Annotated in this window: 18 protein-coding genes, 1 tRNA gene, 1 pseudogene and 1 riboswitch; of the genes and pseudogenes, 17 read left to right on the top strand and 3 right to left on the bottom strand. The window is 63.2% G+C overall.

Annotation, left to right across the window (positions count from 1 at the left end):
* Window positions 1-65: 65 nt before the first annotated feature.
* Window positions 66-192, bottom strand: a riboswitch (ZMP/ZTP riboswitch).
* 247 nt (window positions 193-439) lie between these two features.
* The 10 genes and pseudogenes from ydfG to OKW37_RS07010 all read left to right on the top strand — a co-directional run bounded on the left by ydfG (window position 440) and on the right by OKW37_RS07010 (window position 9,180).
* On the top strand, window positions 440-1,186 hold the full coding sequence (ydfG, locus tag OKW37_RS07055) for a bifunctional NADP-dependent 3-hydroxy acid dehydrogenase/3-hydroxypropionate dehydrogenase YdfG (protein ID WP_090803174.1): 747 nt from the start codon (window positions 440-442) through the stop codon (window positions 1,184-1,186).
* Between the two features lie 103 nt (window positions 1,187-1,289).
* Window positions 1,290-1,755, top strand: a pseudogene (ybgC, locus tag OKW37_RS07050) (tol-pal system-associated acyl-CoA thioesterase).
* 187 nt (window positions 1,756-1,942) lie between these two features.
* Entirely contained in the window at window positions 1,943-2,620 is a 678-nt protein-coding gene (tolQ, locus tag OKW37_RS07045) for a protein TolQ (RefSeq protein WP_090803171.1), read from the top strand.
* A 10-nt stretch (window positions 2,621-2,630) separates the two neighbouring features.
* A complete protein-coding gene (gene tolR / locus OKW37_RS07040; protein ID WP_184062426.1) occupies window positions 2,631-3,077 on the top strand; it encodes a protein TolR in 447 nt (148 codons plus the stop codon).
* Window positions 3,074-4,111, top strand: coding sequence for a cell envelope integrity protein TolA (tolA, locus tag OKW37_RS07035; protein WP_184062256.1), 1,038 nt, complete (start codon window positions 3,074-3,076; stop codon window positions 4,109-4,111). The genes tolR and tolA overlap by 4 nt, the downstream gene beginning before the upstream one ends.
* A gap of 138 nt (window positions 4,112-4,249) precedes the next feature.
* Complete coding sequence (gene tolB, locus OKW37_RS07030; protein WP_429407343.1) at window positions 4,250-5,542, top strand: Tol-Pal system beta propeller repeat protein TolB; 1,293 nt, start codon at window positions 4,250-4,252, stop codon at window positions 5,540-5,542.
* Between the two features lie 32 nt (window positions 5,543-5,574).
* Window positions 5,575-6,081 carry a peptidoglycan-associated lipoprotein Pal gene (gene pal / locus OKW37_RS07025; protein ID WP_018419502.1) on the top strand — a complete coding sequence of 169 codons (507 nt, stop codon included), beginning with the start codon at window positions 5,575-5,577 and terminating at the stop codon, window positions 6,079-6,081.
* A gap of 20 nt (window positions 6,082-6,101) precedes the next feature.
* On the top strand, window positions 6,102-6,851 hold the full coding sequence (gene ybgF, locus OKW37_RS07020) for a tol-pal system protein YbgF (protein ID WP_184034372.1): 750 nt from the start codon (window positions 6,102-6,104) through the stop codon (window positions 6,849-6,851).
* Between the two features lie 183 nt (window positions 6,852-7,034).
* A tRNA-Lys gene (locus OKW37_RS07015) sits at window positions 7,035-7,110 on the top strand.
* 327 nt (window positions 7,111-7,437) lie between these two features.
* Complete coding sequence (locus tag OKW37_RS07010; RefSeq protein ID WP_429407345.1) at window positions 7,438-9,180, top strand: hypothetical protein; 1,743 nt, start codon at window positions 7,438-7,440, stop codon at window positions 9,178-9,180.
* Window positions 9,181-9,280: 100 nt separating this feature from the next.
* On the opposite strand, the gene OKW37_RS07005 is transcribed toward OKW37_RS07010, so the two are convergent.
* The 3 genes from OKW37_RS07005 to OKW37_RS06995 all read right to left on the bottom strand — a co-directional run bounded on the left by OKW37_RS07005 (window position 9,281) and on the right by OKW37_RS06995 (window position 12,240).
* Complete coding sequence (locus OKW37_RS07005; RefSeq protein ID WP_429407347.1) at window positions 9,281-10,663, bottom strand: sensor histidine kinase; 1,383 nt, start codon at window positions 10,661-10,663, stop codon at window positions 9,281-9,283.
* Window positions 10,641-11,363, bottom strand: a complete 723-nt coding sequence (locus OKW37_RS07000; RefSeq protein WP_429407349.1) for a response regulator transcription factor — start codon at window positions 11,361-11,363, stop codon at window positions 10,641-10,643. The genes OKW37_RS07005 and OKW37_RS07000 overlap by 23 nt, the downstream gene beginning before the upstream one ends.
* Window positions 11,364-11,511: 148 nt before the next feature.
* Window positions 11,512-12,240 carry an acid phosphatase gene (locus OKW37_RS06995; protein ID WP_429509784.1) on the bottom strand — a complete coding sequence of 243 codons (729 nt, stop codon included), beginning with the start codon at window positions 12,238-12,240 and terminating at the stop codon, window positions 11,512-11,514.
* 119 nt (window positions 12,241-12,359) lie between these two features.
* Here OKW37_RS06995 and OKW37_RS06990 point away from each other — a divergent pair, with 119 nt between their 5' ends.
* The 7 genes from OKW37_RS06990 (at window position 12,360) to OKW37_RS06960 (ending at window position 19,377) form a co-directional block, all read left to right on the top strand.
* Window positions 12,360-14,531 carry a TonB-dependent receptor gene (locus OKW37_RS06990; protein ID WP_429407353.1) on the top strand — a complete coding sequence of 724 codons (2,172 nt, stop codon included), beginning with the start codon at window positions 12,360-12,362 and terminating at the stop codon, window positions 14,529-14,531.
* Window positions 14,532-14,545: 14 nt separating this feature from the next.
* Complete coding sequence (locus OKW37_RS06985; RefSeq protein ID WP_184062266.1) at window positions 14,546-15,235, top strand: MotA/TolQ/ExbB proton channel family protein; 690 nt, start codon at window positions 14,546-14,548, stop codon at window positions 15,233-15,235.
* A gap of 2 nt (window positions 15,236-15,237) precedes the next feature.
* Window positions 15,238-15,636, top strand: coding sequence for an ExbD/TolR family protein (locus OKW37_RS06980; RefSeq protein WP_090803146.1), 399 nt, complete (start codon window positions 15,238-15,240; stop codon window positions 15,634-15,636).
* A 1-nt stretch (window position 15,637) separates the two neighbouring features.
* Entirely contained in the window at window positions 15,638-16,366 is a 729-nt protein-coding gene (locus OKW37_RS06975; protein ID WP_429407355.1) for a TonB family protein, read from the top strand.
* A gap of 85 nt (window positions 16,367-16,451) precedes the next feature.
* Complete coding sequence (locus OKW37_RS06970; protein WP_429509782.1) at window positions 16,452-17,531, top strand: hypothetical protein; 1,080 nt, start codon at window positions 16,452-16,454, stop codon at window positions 17,529-17,531.
* A gap of 577 nt (window positions 17,532-18,108) precedes the next feature.
* The gene (locus OKW37_RS06965; protein WP_429407359.1) at window positions 18,109-18,768 is read left to right on the top strand and encodes a hypothetical protein; all 660 of its coding nucleotides are present in this window, start codon (window positions 18,109-18,111) and stop codon (window positions 18,766-18,768) included.
* Window positions 18,769-19,002: 234 nt separating this feature from the next.
* Window positions 19,003-19,377, top strand: coding sequence for a hypothetical protein (locus OKW37_RS06960; RefSeq protein WP_429407361.1), 375 nt, complete (start codon window positions 19,003-19,005; stop codon window positions 19,375-19,377).
* Window positions 19,378-19,417 lie beyond the last annotated feature (40 nt).

Genomic DNA, 19,417 nt, shown 5'->3' with positions numbered 1-19,417 from the left:
AATGGAGAGTCGCCGCACACGCGAGGCGAGCCAGCCACCGTCAGCGCAGATTAATGCGCGCGGTTCACGGCTGCCCAGGCGAACGGCAAAACGGCACCCTGCGCTTCACGGTGGGTTGTTCCACCTTGAACCCGATTGGTTGAATCGGCTGAGTCGGACGACTCGGTTCTATCGCCAGTCACGCAGGGTCGAGCGCGTTAGTGTATTGGAAGAGGCCCGAATAGGCAACCGGCTTGCGGGTGCTCCGGCGGCCGCTGGCGGGGCCTCCGGACGGTTTGGCGGCCCCGCTGCGCAACCATCTGAGGAAAGCGCGCCGGTCGCGCCGCGCACCCGTTGCGCGCCGCCGCGGCAGCCGCCGATCCGGCTCGTGCATCCTTGCCGCAGCGTGCCATTGGAAGTAGGCTTTGGGCCTTTGTCTCTTACCGACCAGGGAACTGCAATGATCGTGTTTGTCACAGGAGCGTCGGCCGGATTCGGCGCCGCCATCGCCCGCTCGTTCGTCAAGGGCGGCCATCGTGTCGTCGCCACTGCACGCCGCAAGGACCGTCTGCAAGCACTCGCCGACGAGCTCGGCGACGCGCTGCTGCCGTACGAACTCGACGTGCGCGATCGCGCCGCCGTCGAAGCCGTGCCCGCCTCGCTGCCGGCGGACTTCGCCGCGATCGACGTGCTCGTCAACAACGCCGGCCTCGCGCTCGGCACCGAGCCGGCTCACAAGGCAAGCCTCGATGAATGGAACACCATGATCGAGACCAATTGCACGGGCCTCGCGCAGGTCACGCATGCGCTGTTGCCCGGCATGGTCGAGCGCAACCGCGGGCATATCTTCAATCTGGGTTCGGTGGCGGGCCGCTGGCCGTACGCGGGCGGCAACGTGTACGGCGCGACCAAGGCGTTCGTGCGCCAGTTCAGCCTGAACCTGCGCGCCGACCTCGCCGGCACCGCGCTGCGCGTGACCGACATCGAGCCGGGTCTGTGCGGCGGCACCGAATTCTCGAACGTGCGATATCGCGGCGACGACGACAAGGCCGCCAAGGTCTACGAAAACGTGCAGCCGCTGACGGCCGAAGACATCGCCGATTCCATCTACTGGATCGCCACGCGCCCAGCCCACGTCAACATCAACACGATCGAGCTGATGCCGGTCGCGCAGTCGTTCGCCGGTCTGTCCGTGCATCGCGGCTGAGTTTGAAGGCGGGCGGCCGGCAAAGCCGGCTCCCATCGCCGCCGACGCCCGCCACAAGCAACTCACACTTCGAAACAGACCCCGGGTTGTGCGTTCCGGTAGAATGCGCCGCATGAATATGTCGACCAGCCAGCCAGGCACGGAAATCGGCTATACGTGGCCCATCCGCGTGTACTACGAAGATACCGACGCCGGCGGCATCGTGTTTTACGCCAATTACCTGAAGTTTTTCGAACGCGCTCGCACCGAATGGCTGCGCGCGTGCGGCGTCGACCAGGCACCGGCTTGCGGAAGAAAACGACACGATTTTCATCGTGCGCAGTACCGCGGTCGATTACCGGGCTCCGGCCAGACTCGACGACATCGTGAAAATTATCAGCCGGATCGAGCGTCTTGGCCGAGCTTCGGTAGACTTCGTGCAGGAAGCATGGCGCGAAGGCACGCTGCTTGCCACCGGTTCGGTCCGGATTGGCTGTGTGGACCGCGCGACGCTGCGGCCAGCCGCGATCCCGCCGTCGGTTCTCGCCGCGCTGCGGCACGGGCCGGGCACTAGCGAGAGCGCTGACTGAACGACGGCGGCATGTCAACGGACGATCCCTGAGCCTCGTTGTTACGGGGCCAGTGAACTCATACCGGTCAGGTAACACAAAGCATGGTTCGGCTTCGATATCGCCGAAGCTTCCGTTTTGCCCACGGCAAGCTTGAAGCGACCTTGCAGCCGGACGCCCCCTTCCCGGGACGTTAAAACGAACCTTTATGAACACTACACAAGATCTGTCGATCGTTTCACTCGTACTCAACGCGAGCCTGCTGGCCCAGGCCGTCATGGCTCTGCTGCTGTTGCTGTCGCTACTCTCCTGGACTTTCATCTTCCGCAAGTGGTTTGCGATTCGCCGGGCGCGCGCGCAAACTGAACGCTTCGAGCGTGATTTCTGGTCGGGCGGCGACCTGCAGGCGCTGTATCAGAGCGCCGCGAACAACCGTCACAGGATCGGCGCGCTCGAGCGGATTTTCGAGTCCGGCATGCGGGAATTCCTGAAGGGCAAAGAGAAGCGCCTGAACGATTCGGGCGCGATTCTCGACGGCGCCCGGCGCGCGATGCGCGCGGCGTTCCAACGCGAAATGGACGTTCTCGAAGCGAATCTGGCGTTCCTCGCGTCGGTCGGTTCGGTCAGCCCATATATCGGTCTGTTCGGCACGGTGTGGGGGATCATGAATGCGTTCCGCGGCCTCGCCAACGTGCAGCAGGCCACGCTCGCGAACGTCGCGCCGGGCATCGCCGAGGCCCTGACCGCCACCGCGATCGGCCTGTTCGCCGCAATTCCGGCCGTGGTCGCCTACAACCGCTACGCGCACGACATCGACCGTCTGGCGATCCGTTTCGAAACCTTCATCGAAGAGTTCTCGAACATCCTGCAGCGCCAGGCACACTGAGGAGGCCATGATGGCAGGCTCCCGTTCCTCCAGCATGCGCGGCTCGCGCTCGCGTCGCGCAATGGCCGACATCAACGTCGTGCCGTACATCGACGTGATGCTCGTGCTGCTAGTGATCTTCATGGTCACGGCGCCGCTCGTCGCGCCGTCGATCGTCAATCTGCCGACCGTCGGCGGCGCGGCGCCCCAACAGCAGACGCCGCCCGTCATCGTCAACATCCGCGCGGACGGCAATATGAGCGTCAAGTACAAGGACGACTCCGGCGCGCAGCAGCAGGAAGACATGACGAAGGCTGGCCTCAACGGTTTCATCGCCGATCGGGCACAATCGCACCCCGATCAGCCCGTCGTGATCGCCGCCGACAAAACCGTGAAATACGAAGTCGTGATGAACGTGATGTCCGATCTGAAGGCTCGGGGCGTCAAGCGCGTCGGATTGCTCGTCAAATCGCAATGATCCGCAAGAACTCCGAATACCCGCTTCAGCCGCCGCGTGAACGCGGCACCGGGCGAGCTTTTCTGTTCGCGCTGGTGATGCATGCGCTGCTCGGATTCTTCCTGTATCGCGGCATCCAATGGCAGAACAGCACGCCCGAGGGCGAGCAGGCGGAACTGTGGACAGAGGTGCCGGATTCGGCGATTCCGCGTCCCGTCGTCACGCCGCCGCCCACGCCGGTCGCCCCTGCTCCGCCCGTGCGCGACGAACAGGCCGACATCGCGCTGCAGGAAAAGAAGCGTCAGCAGCAGGAAGCGGCTCGCGCGGCCCAACTGGCCGAACAGCAGCGCCAGCTGAAGCTGAAAGAGCAGCAGGAAGCGGAAGCGAAGCGGCAGCAACAGCTGGCGGCCGAACAGGCGGCCCAACTCGCGGCGCAGAAGGCCGCGAAGCTCAAGCAGCAGCAGGCGCAACAGCAGCAACAGCAGCAGGCCGAGAAGCTCAAGCAACAGCAGCTCGCCGAGCAGCAGAAGCAACAGCAACTGAAAGAACAGCAGGAGCAGCAGCAAAAGCAGGCTCAGACAGAAGCGCAGAAGAAGGCTGAGGCGGAGAAAGCGGCGAAGGCCAAGGCGCAAGCCGATGCGGCCGCGCAGGCGAAAAAGCAGCTCGACAACGAACGTCGCGCGCGGCTTGCGCAGATGCAGGGTCTGGCTGGCGGCGTGGGCGGCAGCAGTTCGAGCAGCAACGGACTGGGCAAGAGCGGAACGGGTAGCGGCTCGGGCGGCACGGCGGCATCGCCGGGTTACGCGGACAAGGTACGACGGCTGGTGCTTCAGCATGTGAACTGGGGCGGCGAAACGGAAGGTCTCGAGACCGTGATCGCCGTGCGTTGTTCGCCGGACGGCAATCAGCTGAGCGCAAACATTACCCACAGCAGCGGCAACGCCGCGTGGGACGCCGCCGCGTTGCGGGCGGTGAAAGCCTCCGATCCGATGCCTCGGGACGTCAATGGCAAGACGCCGGACTACTTCACTATCACGCTGCGTCCGGCGGCTTGATGTGCAGGCTGACAGCCGACCAGCGGCCAACGCCGCGCCCCACCCGGCGCGGCGTTGCGCGGGAACGAAATAGCCGTTTTCCGGTCTGTCTGCTGACTTCGAGTATTAAGTAAAACCGTTTTGAGGAACCCATACAGCATGAGTTTGATGACCAAGCTAGGCCTGCGAACACTCGTGGCAACGTGCCTGATCGCCGTCGGCGGCGCCGCCAACGCACAACTCAACGTCCTCGTGACGGGCGTCGGATCCACTCAGTTTCCGATCGCAACGGCGAATTTCGCCAATGAAGCGAACTCCCCGCAGCAGGTCAGCACGATCGTGCGTCAGGATCTGCAACGCAGCGGCAAATTCACGAATATCGACGCAGGCTCGACGCCGGTGTCCGAGACCGATTCCGTCGACCTCGGCGCATGGAAGGCGAAGGGCGCCAACGCGTTCGTCGCGGGCAGCGTGAACCGCCTGCCGAACGGCCAGTACGAAGTGCGCTTCAAGCTGTACGACACGGTCAAGGGCGAAAGCCTCGGCGGCCTCGTGCTGGTGAGCCCGGAAAGCGGTCTGCGCATGAGCGCGCACAAGGTCGCGGACTACATTTACGCCAAGCTGATGGGCAATCGCGGCGTGTTCGCCACGCGCCTGTCGTATGTGATCAAGTCGGGCAACCGCTACCAGCTGCAGATCTCGGATTCGGACGGTCAGGACGCGCACATCGCGCTGTCGAGCCCCGAGCCGATCATCTCGCCGGCCTGGTCGCCCGACGGCACCAAGGTCGCTTACGTGTCGTTCGAGAAGAAGAAGCCGATCGTCTATATCCACGACCTGCCCACGGGCCGGCGCGTCGTCGTATCGGACCAGAAGGGCAACAACAGTGCGCCGGCGTGGTCGCCGGATGGCCGCACGCTCGCCGTCGCGCTGTCGCGTACCGGCAATACGCAGATTTTCGCGGTCAACGCGGACGGCAGCGGTCTGCGTCGTCTGACGCAAGGCAGCTCGATCGACACCGAGCCGACCTACTCTCCTGACGGTCAGTGGATCTATTTCACGAGCGACCGCGGCGGCGCACCGCAGATCTACAAGATGCCGGCGCAAGGTGAAAGCGCGGGCGGCGCGCAACGCGTCACGTTTACGGGCAGCTACAACACCAGCCCGCGTGTGAGTCCTGACGGCAAGGAGCTTGCCTACATCTCGCGCGTCGGCGGTGCATTCAAGCTGTACATCCAGGACCTGCAAGGCGGATCCGCCACGGGCCTGACGGACACGACACATGACGAATCGCCGAGCTTCGCGGCGAACGGTCAGTACATTCTTTACGCCACTCAGGTGAACGGCCGTGGCGTGTTGGCCGCAGTATCGACCGACGGTCGCACTCGGCAGGTCCTGTCCGTTCAGGGGGGCAGCGTACGCGAGCCGTCCTGGGGCCCGTTTATGCAATAACGTTGATGCAATAACACAAGGAGAGTAATCAAATGATGTCCAAACTTCGTTTCGCATTCGCCGTCGTGATGGTCGGTGCACTGGCCGCATGTCACTCGGGCGTCAAGCTCGACGAAAACGCCAACAAGGGCGCGGGCTCGGCCCAACCGAACCCGAACGACGTCGCGACGGTCAACGTCGACCCGCTGAACGATCCGAACAGCCCGCTCGCGAAGCGCAGCATCTACTTCGACTTCGACAGCTACTCGGTGAAGGATGACTATCAACCGCTGCTGCAACAACACGCGCAATATCTGAAGAGCCACCCGCAGCGTCACGTGCTGATCCAGGGCAACACCGACGAGCGCGGCACCAGCGAATACAACCTCGCACTCGGCCAGAAGCGTGCTGAAGCCGTGCGTCGTTCGCTGTCGCTGATGGGCGTGTCGGATTCGCAAATGGAGGCCGTGAGCCTCGGCAAGGAAAAGCCGCTGGCAACGGGTCATGACGAAGCGTCGTGGGCACAGAACCGCCGCGCCGACCTCGCGTATCAACAGTAAGTCAACGGGTGGTGAGCCGAATGACGCATCGTTTCTCCTGGCTGCGGTTTGCCGCAGCGGCCTGCGTCGCAGGCACGGCCCTCACGGCCGTGCCCGCCCATGCGGGCATGTTCGACGACGATCAGGCCCGCCAGGCCATTCTCGATCTGCGCTCGAAGACCGATAGTCTGTCGAGCCAGCTATCGGCGGCGCAACGCACGATCCTCGATCAGTCCAACCGTCTCGACCAGCTCAACCAGCAGGTCGCGACGCTGCGCGGACAGAACGAGGACATGGCGAACCAGCTCACGACGCTGCAAAAGCAGCAGAAGGACTACTACACCGATCTCGACACGCGCCTGAAGAAATTCGAGCCGCAGCAACAGACGGTGGACGGCGTCCAGGGCGAGGTGCAGCCGGGTGAAACCGATGCGTTCAACGCGGCTTCACAGCAATTCCGCAGCGGCGACTTCAAGAACGCGGCGGCATCGTTCCGCAGCTTCATCTCCAAATATCCGAACAGCCCCTATCAGCCGACCGCGCAATACTGGCTCGGCAACGCGCTGTATGCACTGCGCGACTACAAGGGTTCGACGACTGTCTGGCAAGGTGTCGTGAAGAACTATCCGCAGCATCCGCGTGCACCGGAAGCGCTGCTCGCGATCGCGAACAATCAGCTCGAACAAGGCCAGAAGGCCGCGGCGAAAAAGACGCTCGAGCAGATCGTCGCGCAATACGCCGGCTCGGACGTCGCGCAGTCGGCGCAGAACAAGCTGTCGCAGATCAAGTAGATCGTGGTGTCGGATTGATCACGTTTTGATGTAGTTGGCGGTAACGCGCAGTGTCCGAAGTGATAGCCACGCGCGCCTCTCGCTGGAAAGCCCGGGTAGTGATGCCCGGGCTTTTCATTTTGGGCGACGGTCTTGCCGAGTTGACAGGGCATGGGTGCGCCGATATAATTTCGCTTCTCTTTTGGGTCGTTAGCTCAGCTGGTAGAGCAGCGGACTTTTAATCCGTTGGTCACAGGTTCGAATCCCGTACGGCCTACCAAAAGATTCGAGGGCTGACATGCGAAAGCATGTCGGCCCTTTTCTTTTTCCTTTGCCCGCGTGTGCAAACAGGTACGCGTGCGGCAAGCGAGCCGCCTCTTCCCGTCCGCCTCAACGTAGCCTTCCGTTCAGGCACTGCCCTCCGCCCTCCAACGCCGCCAAAAAACACCAGGCATCCCGCAACGACTCGCGCCAACGCGCCAGCGCATTCTTATCTTTTTAGTAATTTTCGATTCATGTTTGTGCCACGGGTGGTTTGTAGCCTCGCGACTTGCAATACCGGCTGCAACTTTCAAAAAATTTCACCCACCCTACTCAAACACACAGAATGCAAACCACCCTGAAGGCGCTTCCGATCGCGGTTCTGATCTCCGCCATCTACGGCTGCGGCGGCAGCACCCAAAACCCGTCGAGCACGAGCGCGCCGCAAGGCACCACGAGCAGCACCCCGGCCACGACGACGACGCCCTCGACTTCCGCCAGCAACTACACGGCTGGCAACCTGCTGATCTCGCGCACGGCCTATGATCCGGCGTACGTCGTGAGCGGCACGCTGCCTTATAACGCGACGCCCACGACCACCAATACGTCGCCCGTGACGGCCGTCACGCCCGGCGGCTTTCCGAACGTATTCACCAACGATTCGAACGACGCCAACTTCGGCGTGACGTCGGAAGCGTATCTGGACCAGTGGGCACCGAACGCGACGAGCCCGTCGCAAACGCTGGACATCACCGCGCTGGCCGCGAAAAGCAACGTGAATTTCGCCACCAGCTTCGCCTCGAAGTCGGAGCTCGCGCTGAACGTGTCGCTGGATCAGAAATCGCTGACCTTCACCGGCTACAACGCGTCGATCGACCAGCTCGATATCTCAAACACGAATACGCCAGGCGTGGTCGACACGACGAATACCGACATCGCAACGCCTACCTACCGTACCGTCGCGCAGCTGAATTTCGCCGATAACAGCCTGTCGTTCACGAACACCAACGCATACGCCGGCAACAACAGCCGCGCGGCCGTGCTCGCCAACGGCATGTACTACATCGTCGGCAATGCCGGCAATTCGGGCAAGAATCCGAAGCCGACGACGGCCCAGCTCGACATGCTGACGATGAACACCGGCGTGCAAAGCATCGCTCCGGGCAGCCAATGCGCGTTCACGCAAGTGATCGGCGCATTCCAGTCCGGCACGGGCACCGGCACATACGCGGTCGCACCGGCTGGAACGGCGTGCTCGCTGGCGTCGATGGGTTCGATCACGGGCGGTAGCTCGACGGGCGACCAGTTCGGCTTCTCGATCGCGAGCCTGCCGACCACGCCCGCGACGGCCGCCGACAAAACCGGCAAGGACGCCAACTACCGCGGCCTGTTCGTCGGCCCGGACGGCACGATGTATGTCTCCAAGGGCAGCGGCAGCAATGGCGTGAACACCGTGTACCAGGTCGGCGCGACCGGCGCGCTCGCCAATGGCGGCAAGTTGCCGCAAAACGCCGCGACGACGATCGTGCCTGGTTTCCCGACGGCCCTCGCGACCAACCTGACGGCGCTCACGTCGCCTAGCCAGGTGACCGGCACGGTCTATCCGTTCGGCATGTGGATCCCCGCGTCGAATCCGTCGATCATGTTCGTCGCTGACGAAGGCGACAGCACGCCGGGCGACCAGGTGAGCGGCAGCGGCGGCCTGTGGGTCTATCAGAACCAGAACGGCACGTGGAAGCCGCTCGCCAACCTGACGACCGGCCTGAACCTCGGCACGGCCTACACGGTGACGGACACGACCGGCGCGTACGGTACGAAGGGCGCGAGCTATACGACGACGCCTGACGGCTTGCGCAACATCACGGGCCAGGTCAACAGCGACGGTTCGTTCACGATCTACGCGGTGACCTCGACGATCGGCAACAGCCTCGGCACCGCGTTCGATGCGGGCGCCGACTCGAACCAGCTCGTCAAGATCACCGTGAGCATCAACGGTTCGACGGTGAGCTCGGCGAAGGGCTTCACCGTGATGCAGACCGCGCCGTATGGCCAGGCGCTGCGCGGCGTCGCACTCGTGCCGAAGTCCTGAGCGGGTTAGTAGATTCAAAAGAAACGACCTGCCATCCGGCAGGTCGTTTTTTCTTGCACGCTCCAACGTAAAATCCGTCGCGAGCAATCGCCGTCTCGCCTCAACGCGCCGGCAGTCCCGCATTGAACCGCAACACGATCCTGCAGCCTGGCGTGTTGTCGTGAATCTCCACGACGGCCTCGTGCACCCGCGCGATCGCGGCCACGAGACTCAAGCCGACGCCATGCCCCGAAGTCGCCGCCTCCTGCCCGTTTCTGCTGCGATAGAACGGACGCAGGACTGCATCGCGCTCACCTGCCTCGATTCCGGGTCCAGTATCCGCGACCTGCACGACGGGCCTTCCCGCTTCAAGCGTTGCTTGCAGCGTCACCGCGCCGCCACCGGGCGTAAACTTCAGCGCGTTATCGAGCAGATTCTCGATAGCGCCGAACAGCAGATCCACGTCGCCGCGCGCGAAAACTGGTTCGGACGCAAGCACCGCGACCGACAAACGACGGTTCTCCGCGACCGGCTCGTACAACTCCGCGACGTCGCGCAGGATGGTGTCCAGCGACACGTCGCAGAAGCTCGCGCGTCTGACATCCGCTTCGACCTCCGCGATCCTCAATAGCGCGGTGAAACGGTTCAGCACGACGTCCGATTGCGCGATCGCGGTGTCGACGGCGCTCGTGTAGTCGTCGACGGTATGCGAGCGCCGCCGCGCGCGTTCGAGGCCCGCGCGCAGATGCGTCATCGGCGTGCGCAGATCGTGCGCGATGCCCGCGCACACGCCGCGCACTTCGGCCACCAGCCGCTCGATTTCATCGAGCATCAGGTTGACGATTTCCGCCAGACGGTCGAGATCGTGATGCGTGCCGCGATTCGACAGACGCCGGTTCAGTTGACCCGCCATGATCTCGCGCGCCGTCAGACTCATCGAGCGGATACGCCGGTTCGACATCGCGTGAAGCGCGGCGCCGCAGCCGACGGCAAGCAGAATCGTCAGCATGAGCCCGAGGCACAGGATCTTCACGAGCGTATGGTCGAAATGAATGATCTCGTCGATCGAGTGACCGATGACCACCCGCAGACCGCTACGCGTCGGCACGATGATGCCGCGAAAATGACTGGCCAGCGACGGCGGCCCGTCGTCCATTGCTTGCGTGTAGTAGTACGGCCGGCGCTCGCGCTCGGCCGGCAACGCATGGATATTGCCGGCGAGCCAGCGGCCTTCTTCGTCGAACACGCCATAGGGCCGGCTGCTCGCGATGTCGCGCCGGCTCAGCGCCGCGATATTGGCGATCGCCTCGGCGCGGCCGATCGAGCTGAACTCGGCCACTTCTCCGCGCAGCCGTTCATCGACCTCGTGCAGCAGATACGTGTGCATCATCCAGTAGAGCATCGCGAACAGCACGACCGCGCAACTGATGAACACCATCAGCAGCCATGTGACGTTGTTCGCCGGCAGGCGCAGCCAGCGCCTATTCGCCGGCACGGAGGACATAGCCGACATTTCGAACCGTGTGGATCATCAGCGAAAACCGTCCGTTCAGACTGATCTTGCGGCGCAGGTGACCGATATGCATATCGATCACGTTGGTCTGCGCATTGAAGCGGTAATTCCAGACCGACTCGAACAGCATCGCGCGCGTCACAGGCTGCTCCGTATGCAGCATCAGGTATCTGAGCAACTGGTACTCGCGGGGCTTCAACTCGATCGACTCGCCCGCCCGGCTGACCTGGCGCGTGCCAATATCGAGCACGAGATCGCCGACGCTCAGCACCAGCGGTTGCTCCGAAGAAGAGCGGCGGCGCAGCAGCGCATTGAGGCGCGCGGTCAGCTCGAGACTGTCGAATGGTTTGGTCAGGTAATCATCGCCGCCGGCGCGCAGGCCGCGTACGCGTTCGTCGACCGCCGAAAGCGCGCTCAGTATCAGCACCGGGGTCTCTTTGCCGACGTTGCGCAGCGTGGAGAGGATCGACAGACCATCCACGTCGGGCAGCATCCGGTCGAGCACGACTGCGTCGAAATCGCCGTTGAGCGCGCGCAACAGGCCGGCATGGCCGCTCGGCACGCTTTCCACCGCGAAGTTGTAGTCCTCGAGCGCGGTGGACACTTCGAGCCTCACACGCTCGTCATCTTCGACGACGAGAATGCGGGGTCTGCGCCCCGCAGGGTAGTTGATCGCTGCTCTGCTTTCCAAGAGGACATCGTTTCCTGTGGTCGTGCGTCGCCGCATGAACGGCGACGTCAATAGCGGGGGCCGCCTATGCGGGCGCGGAGTATGACATGGTCATGTTGCTGCTTCATGACGCGTCCCGGGCGGAGCCGAAAACCGTTCACACGTGCAACTAGTCGAGCTTCAGTGCCGCGCGCACTTCCGCCTTCGCATCGGCAAAGTCGCGCTGAAAATCCGGATTGGCCATCAGCGCCGCCGCGACGAGCGTTCCGTCGATGCGACCCGCTTCGACATCGCCCGGATAGTGGACGCCGTCGACGACGCGGTTCATGCCAAATTCGCGCTCACGCGCGAATAGCGCATCGCGCTTCTCGGGGACCATCTGCGCGAGCAGGATCGCGCACAGATAGCCGAAGGTCGCATGACCGCTCGGGTACGAGTTGTAGTCGTCGCCGGGCCGCTTCGGCACGATCGGTTGCACGTCGCGGCTCGCGATGAAGGGCCGCGCGCGGCTAAAGAAATGCTTGCCGCCTTTTGCGACCCGCTCGGCATCGTGATCGACGGCTTCGAACAGCGCAGCGGTTTTCGGACGCCAAGCGGAATTTGACGGGCGTCGAGATAGCTCGCCTGCGCGGACGGTGCGGCGTAACTCGCCGCACTTGCAGCGACGAAGAGGGAAGCCGCGAGCGGCAAGTAGGTAAAGCGTTTCATCGTGTACGAGAAATGAAGAGAGATTGCAGCGAAGTGGCACGGCGCTATCGCCGCCAGGAGAAAAGGCGTGATTCACCGCCTGAACGGTGCTGCCGATGCTAGTGCGCACGTATGAATGCGCGGTGTCCACAAACTTACAAACGTGAGCGCATCGCGTAGCGTCAGTGCGGATCGTGCTGTTGTGGGGCATCCGTAATAGCAACTTTAGATTCGTAAGATACCGATCACTTCGCATTAACGGACGGTTGATAGCATCCCGCCTCGTTCGACTACCAGTTCATCGCCCCACTCGCGAAAGGATGCTGCACCATGCAACGGGTTAGTTTTCCCCTTAGAAAGAAGCCGCTGACGCAATTCGTTCTTGCCACACTGTGCGCGGCCGGCGCGCAGATCTCGCATGCCCAGACCTCGGGCGATCTCGGCTCCGTGCAAAGCACGGCCGTCTCGTCATCGAACAGCGGCACGGCCACCAGCACCAACGTGCAGTCGGCACCGGCACAGGCGCCTTCGCAAGGCTCGCTCACCGCAACCCAACCGCAGTCGGTGATCAGCCGGCACTACATCGAAAACAGTACCGCTCCGACCGCGAACTACAGCGAGATCGTGCAGATCGCGCCGAGCGTGTCGAATGTTGCTCCGAACGGCTCCGGCCTGATGGAATCGCAGAGCCTGTCCATTCGCGGCTTTCAGGACGGTCAGTACAACGTGACATTCGACGGCATCCCGTTTGGCGATACCAACGACTTCACCCATCATTCGACGTCGTTTTTCTCGAACCGGGTGCTCGGCAATATCGTCGTCGACCGCGGTCCCGGCGACGCTTCGCAGATCGGCTTCGCCACCTTCGGCGGAACGATCAGCCTGCAGTCGAGGGATCCGTCGGCATCGCCGGCATTCTCGGTGCTCGGCTCGTACGGCAGCTTCGACACATGGCAGGCCGGCGCCGAGTTCAATACCGGCTATCTGCAGCAATGGGGCGATGCGCGCGCAATGGTCGGCTATGCGCAGAGCAGCAGCGACGGTTATCTGACCAACGCGGACCAGCGCCGTCAGAACGTCTACTTCAAGCTCGACAAGCCGATCGGCGACAACACGCTGCTCACGCTGTTCGCGACTTACAACAACATCCACCAGAACGTGCCGCTCGGCGCGACGGCCGCGCAGATCCAGCAGTTCGGTCCCAACTTCGGTCTTGGCGCCGACCCGACGAGTCAGGCCTATGCCGGCTACAACTTCGACAAGATCAACACGGACTTCGAATACATCGGCGTGAAAACGAAGGTCGCCGAGTGGGTGATCGACAACAAGCTCTATACGTACGGTTACTACCACAACGGCTTCAACGGACTTGACCCGAACGGTGAAACGCCAAACGGCACGATCTTCGGCCCGAACAACGTGCCGGGCCAGGAAATGAACAACAACTACCGCGCGTTTGGCGACGTCCTCGCGCTCGAGCGGCAGCTCGGTCCCGGCAAGCTGCAGACCGGCATGTGGATCGCGCACCAGTCCAACTTCCGCGACAACTTCAATGTCGATTCGTCGCTGAACTTCGCGTTCATCTCGCAGAACTTCACGATGAACGACACGATGCTGACGTTTCAGCCGTATCTGCAATACGCCTGGCAACTGCAGAACGGTTTGACGATTACGCCGGGACTCAAGTACGTGTCGTTCAACCGCAGCATCGATACGCCGATGAACCAGAAGACCGGTGAGCCGCTCGATTTCAGCCACACGTGGGACAAGGTGCTGCCGTCGTTGACGCTGCACCAGCAGATCACCCCGCAATGGAGCGCGTATGCGCAGTACGCGCAGGGCTTTCTCGCGCCGAACCTGAATGTGTTCTATGTCAACGATCCGACCGTCTCGGGACAACCCGATCCGGAACAGACCGACAACTACCAGATCGGCACGACGTACAAAACGGGGCGTCTGACCGTCGCCGCCGATCTGTACTACATCAACTTCCGCAACGCGGTGACGAGCCGCACGGTCGGCAACAACGTGATCTTCTCAAATGCGGGTGGCGCGACCTACAAGGGGGTCGAAACCGAAGCGACCTTGTCGGTCGGCGACGGCTTCAGCCTGTACGGCAATCTGACCTTCAATTCGGCCAAACAGAAGAGCACCAATACGTGGATGCCCAACGCGCCGCAATCGACGGCCGCCGCCGGCGTGCTCTACGAACGCGGGCCGCTCAACGGTTCGTTGCTGATGAAGTTCGTCGGCCATCAGTATGGCGATACCGGCAACACCCAGCCGATCGGCGGCTATGCGATCACCAACTTCGCCAGCTCATACACGTTTGCCCGACTCGCACCGTGGACGCATGACACGCGCCTCGGCTTGCAGATCGACAACCTTTTCAACCGCACCAGCATCAATGCGCTGGCCGGCTACACCGCCGCGGACAACACACCGCTTTACTGGACCATCCCGGGCCGCGCGTTCGTCGCGACGCTGTCCACCGATTTCTGAACGGAGCTTCTTTCATGACTGTCGATAACCTGCTGCACCTCGCGAACAATTCCGGTGGCGTGTTGTATGTGATTGCCGCCATGCTGTTCGTTGCCCTGACGATCATCATCGAGCGCTCGTGGTTCCTGCAGCGCGCATCGAGCGGCAGCCGCGCGGTGCTCGACCAGGTCGACCGCCTCGAACAACTGAACGCCGCCTCGCTGACGGCATGCGCCGAACCGTTTCAGGCGCTGCCGATGGCGAGCCTGCTGAAGGTCGCCGGCCGGCTTGCCGGTCAGACGTCGCGCGATGAGCTCGATGCGTGTCTCGACGAAGCGATCATGCGCGAAGCACCGAACATCGACCGCTTCCTGTGGGTGCTCGACACGATCGTCACGCTCGCGCCGTTGCTCGGTCTGTTCGGCACGATCGTCGGTATGTTCAACGCGTTCCAGGTGCTGTCGAATCCGGGCAACGCACCGACCCAGGTCACGGGCGGCGTGGCCGAGGCACTGATCGCGACGGCCTCGGGTCTGTTCGTCGCGATGATCGGCCTGGTGTTCTTCAACGGTCTGCACAACCGCGTAAGAGGCGTCGTCCATCAGCTCGAAACCCTGAAGGCGGCGCTCGTGAACCGGCTTGCGGCCAGAACGCATGAGTCGCTCAAGCCGGTGCATGAAGTGCCGCGCCCGGTGGTCGGCAAATTCGCCTCGCAGGGAGTCTGACGATGAAGTATTTCGAGGCGCGAAAGGCGCGCATCGAGATCATCCCGATGATCGACATCATGTTCTTTCTACTGGTGTTCTTCATCATGATCACGCTGCACATGATCCCGAACGCGGGGCTGCGCTCGCAGCTGCCGTCGAGCGCCACGGCGCAAGCGCTGCCGCCGCCGCAGGTCACGGTAACGCTCGCGACCGACGGCAGTCTGTCGGTCGACGGCCGCACGCTGAGCCTTGCGCAATTGACCACCCTGCTCGCCGCCCGCACGGACGTCGCGCATACGGTCGTGACGATTGCCGGCTCGAAGCAGGCGCAGATCCAGCACCTCGTCTCGGTGATGGACGCGTGCCGCGCCGCGGGTGTATCGCAAATCGCGCTCGCCGCGCAGCCCGTGGCGAACTGATATGGCAACCGTACCCGCCTGCGGGACCGTGCAGGAACGAACGCGCCTATTGCCGGCCGCCGCCATCGCGCTCGTCGCAGAAGCGCTGGTGCTCGGCGCGACGATTGCGCTGCTCACGCATACGACCCGGGTGTCTTCCGTGTCGCATGAAGCGCCGCCAACGCTGCTGACGCTGGCGGCACCGGCTCCCGCGCCGCAACCGCCGCAGCCGCCTGCGAAGCCCGTGCCGCCTCCCGCGCGGCCGGTCGTACCCGCGCGCCATGCTGCGCACACGCCCGCGAAGCCCGTGACGGCCGCGGTGCCGAAGCGCGTGCCGACTCCGGTGCCGGTGCAGCCCGCGGCGACACCGACCGAGCCGCCATCCGCGCCCGCGCCGCAACCGCCAGCTCAGCCCGCGCGGCAACCGCCCGCACCCGCTGCGGCGCCGGTTGCAGCCGCGCCTACGCCAAGCTTCGAGGGTGCGCTGCGCACGGCGATTGAGGCCGCGCTGCGCTATCCCGAGTCGGCCCGCATGGCTGGCATGACGGGCCGCACACGCGTCGCGTTCCGGTATCGCGACGGCGTCGTGTCCGACCTCAGCGTCGTGGTGTCGAGCGGTATCGGACTGCTGGACCGCGCAGCGCTCGCAGCCGTGCGCGACGCCGCTTATCCGAAACCCGAGTCCGCATTCGTGGGCAAAACGCTCTCGGAGCAATTGTGGGTCGACTTCAAACTCGACGATCGCCAATGATGATCCACTAACGCCCAACCGCACGAGAGACGTCATCCGCCCACCGGAATGGCGTCCCTCTTCCCAATCCATCCGCAGTACTAATATGAATCTACTCAACGCGAAACTGAAAAATATCCTGTCCGCCCTGATCGCCGGCGGCGTCGCTTCCCTGCTCGCGCTGTCGAACGTCCATGCGGCGACGGGCGCCAACGGCGATCAATTCGAAATCGCGAAACGCTATGGCCTCGAAGGCGGCGAGCGTTGGGATTACGTGGCGTACGACGCTGTTCGCCAGCACCTCTTCATCAGCCGCGACACGCACGTGCAGGTGATCGATACGCGCACCGGCAAACCGGTCGGCGAGATCGCCGACACCGACGGCGTGCACGGCTTCGCGTTCGTGGAGGACCTCAAGCTCGGCTTCGTCACCAACGGCCGCGCCAATACGGTGAGCGTCGTCGATCTCGACACCCTCAAGGTCGTCGACAGCATCAAGGCCGCGGGCCCCGACCCGGACGGCATCCTCTACGTGCCGGCCTTGCGGCGCATCTTCGTGAGCAATGGCCACGACGGCAGCGTCAGCGCAATCGACGTCGCGACGCGCAAGGTGGTCGCCACGATGAGCGTGGGCGGCAAGCCGGAGGCGCTCGCGGCGGACAGCCACGGGCACGTGTTCGTCAATGTGGAAGATCGCGCCGAGATCGTCGAGATGGACGGTCGGTCCGCGACGGTGCTGGCGCATTGGCCACTCGCGCGGTGCGAGTCGCCGACCGGACTCGCGATCGATCCGGCGAGCGAGCGCCTGTTTTCGGTTTGCGCCAATCACCGCATGATGATCGTCGATGCGACGTCGGGCCGTCGCGTGGCCGAGGTGCTGATAGGGGGTGACCCCGACGCGGCGGCTTTCGATCCGGCCTTGAAGCTCGCGTTCAGTTCGAACGGCGCGGACGGCACGCTGACGATCGTGCATGAAGACGATGCGGACCATTACACGGTCGCGCAGAACATGCCAACGCTGGAAGGCGCGAAAACGATGGCGCTCGATGAACAGCAGCACCGGATCTATCTGGTGTCGTCGAAGTCCGGCGCGGCCGACCCGGCCACGGCTGCCAATTCTCATCCGCGCGCGACGGTCATCCCCGGTACGTTCGAAGTGCTCGAGGCGCAGCTCAAGGCACGCTGACGCGCGGCATCGACGCACGGCCGCCCGTTGATCGCGGCGGCGCGTCAAACGTCGGTTCGCCTAGATGAGGCCGTGCGCGACGCCGCTCGGCGTCGCCCAGCGCTCGCTGTCGTTCGACACGCCGAAATCGGCGGCCCGTAGTGAAACGGTGGCCGAGCAGGTTGGCTCGTTTGCGTCTTGCCACGAGCCGCCTTATGCGCGCTGAGTCGGAAGCTGAAAAGACACTCGCCACCTGCTGGATGAAGGCGTGGGCAAGCGTCATCGGCGATGCGCAGTTCCCTAAGCTTCCTTACCGACCGGCCACACCCAAAGCGAGGCGGCGCTCCTCGCCAAGGCTCCGCGATTGACATCTGTCGTCGCTCGAACTGAATGGCGACGCGGCGACATCGTCGCGCACTCCAACCCCATTCATTGACCGTATGGTTCGCCACCTCACAGACCGTCTACGCCCTCTGCTCGCATGATCGCTTCACGACGCCTTCGAGCGTGCGCGACAAACAGAGCAATAAAGAAGAGACGACAAAACGGCGAGCGCGTCCCGTAACGATCGGGCTGCCCCGCCGCTCCGGGGGTACCCATGAAAGCTGGAAAGGTAATCTGGGTAGTGGCTTTGCCGTGTCTGATCGAAACGTCGCATGCGCAGGAGGTCTATCTGCAAGGCGGCACGCTGGGCATCGGGGTTGGCGCGGCGTGGAGCGTCACGTCGTGGTTCGGCGTGCACGCGGACTTCAACGCGATCAATTTGTCGCACAACTTCGAGGTTGGGGGCAATCGCTACGAAGACGGCATACGGCTGCGTCAGGGCGGTCTCTACGGCGATTTCTTTCCGTGGGCCGGCACCGGCTTTCGCGCGACAGCGGGCCTGCGTCTGACCGACAACGAAGTCAGCGGCAACTCGGTTCCGACCAACGGCATGTACGTATTCGAGGGCAAAGCCTCGCCGGCCTTTCCTGGCGAATACGCGACGGCGACCGCCCGATACCCGACCGCGATGCCCTACCTTGGCATCGGCTATGGCTTGCACCCGAGAGCCAAAGGCTGGGGGCTCGTGGTCGATCTCGGTGTCGCCTACGGCATTCCGAAGACCTCGTACACACTGTCGCCGGCACTGTCGCAGGCCGCGGGACCGCAGATGAGTCAGCAGATCATCGACACCGGATTGCAGCAACTGCGCGATAAGGTCTCGCCTTATCGATGGTATCCGACGTTGCAGGTCGGCATTTCTTATCGCTTCTGAGGCGCAGCGCACGGAAACCGTCGCAGTACTATAAATTTGCGAAGGACTTTTCACATTCCGATTGCATAAAAAACAAACGAAAGAGAGAGCGATACGACTTTCGCTTTTTCTGGTTATTTATCGAGATGAAAAGATATGCAATGATCGCCGCCGAATCAGCGGAGCATGTCTGAACCTTGCGCCAGCATACGTTCCGGCAACCCCACGGCCCATTGCTTTTTCATTGAACCGATAATGACCACCTTTCTGTTCGATCTGCTGTCGAACCTCGCCTTGTTCGCCATCGTATCGATGGCCTGTCGACTGTATAACCGGTTCGGGTCGGGTGCCGCGCTGAGCGGCCCTGCGATTTTCATCGTGATCGCGCTGGCCGCGTGCGTGCTCGACGGCTTGTTGACGTTTGTCGTGTTCGCCGACGCGCAGAACCGCTATGGACAATTCGCCCTGCCGACGTCGTTTCTTCAGCGTGCTGGCGCGTATGCGCTCGCGATCGTGATCGCGTTCTCGTGGCACCGGATGTCGAGGCGCCGGCGCCCCGTGAAAAGCGCCCCGGACGACGCGGTTGTCATCCAGACGTCACCGTACTCCGAATCGCGGCTGCGCATGTGAGCCCGGCACGCCCCGACCGGCCTTTCACGTACGCCCCGCC

The organism is Paraburkholderia sp. MM5482-R2, assembly GCF_050436125.1.
In the GTDB taxonomy this organism is placed as follows: domain Bacteria; phylum Pseudomonadota; class Gammaproteobacteria; order Burkholderiales; family Burkholderiaceae; genus Paraburkholderia; species Paraburkholderia tuberum.
This window is presented reverse-complemented; position numbering and strand designations above follow the sequence as displayed.

Coding starts and splice junctions, on each gene's coding strand:
- ydfG (WP_090803174.1), top strand. CDS start 440: ATGATCGTGTTTGTCACAGGAGCGTCGGCCGGATTCGGCGCCGCCATC.
- tolQ (WP_090803171.1), top strand. CDS start 1,943: ATGAACACTACACAAGATCTGTCGATCGTTTCACTCGTACTCAACGCG.
- tolR (WP_184062426.1), top strand. CDS start 2,631: ATGGCAGGCTCCCGTTCCTCCAGCATGCGCGGCTCGCGCTCGCGTCGC.
- tolA (WP_184062256.1), top strand. CDS start 3,074: ATGATCCGCAAGAACTCCGAATACCCGCTTCAGCCGCCGCGTGAACGC.
- tolB (WP_429407343.1), top strand. CDS start 4,250: ATGAGTTTGATGACCAAGCTAGGCCTGCGAACACTCGTGGCAACGTGC.
- pal (WP_018419502.1), top strand. CDS start 5,575: ATGATGTCCAAACTTCGTTTCGCATTCGCCGTCGTGATGGTCGGTGCA.
- ybgF (WP_184034372.1), top strand. CDS start 6,102: ATGACGCATCGTTTCTCCTGGCTGCGGTTTGCCGCAGCGGCCTGCGTC.
- OKW37_RS07010 (WP_429407345.1), top strand. CDS start 7,438: ATGCAAACCACCCTGAAGGCGCTTCCGATCGCGGTTCTGATCTCCGCC.
- OKW37_RS07005 (WP_429407347.1), bottom strand. CDS start 10,663: ATGTCCTCCGTGCCGGCGAATAGGCGCTGGCTGCGCCTGCCGGCGAAC.
- OKW37_RS06995 (WP_429509784.1), bottom strand. CDS start 12,240: ATGCCCCACAACAGCACGATCCGCACTGACGCTACGCGATGCGCTCAC.
- OKW37_RS06990 (WP_429407353.1), top strand. CDS start 12,360: ATGCAACGGGTTAGTTTTCCCCTTAGAAAGAAGCCGCTGACGCAATTC.
- OKW37_RS06985 (WP_184062266.1), top strand. CDS start 14,546: ATGACTGTCGATAACCTGCTGCACCTCGCGAACAATTCCGGTGGCGTG.
- OKW37_RS06980 (WP_090803146.1), top strand. CDS start 15,238: ATGAAGTATTTCGAGGCGCGAAAGGCGCGCATCGAGATCATCCCGATG.
- OKW37_RS06975 (WP_429407355.1), top strand. CDS start 15,638: ATGGCAACCGTACCCGCCTGCGGGACCGTGCAGGAACGAACGCGCCTA.
- OKW37_RS06970 (WP_429509782.1), top strand. CDS start 16,452: ATGAATCTACTCAACGCGAAACTGAAAAATATCCTGTCCGCCCTGATC.
- OKW37_RS06965 (WP_429407359.1), top strand. CDS start 18,109: ATGAAAGCTGGAAAGGTAATCTGGGTAGTGGCTTTGCCGTGTCTGATC.
- OKW37_RS06960 (WP_429407361.1), top strand. CDS start 19,003: ATGACCACCTTTCTGTTCGATCTGCTGTCGAACCTCGCCTTGTTCGCC.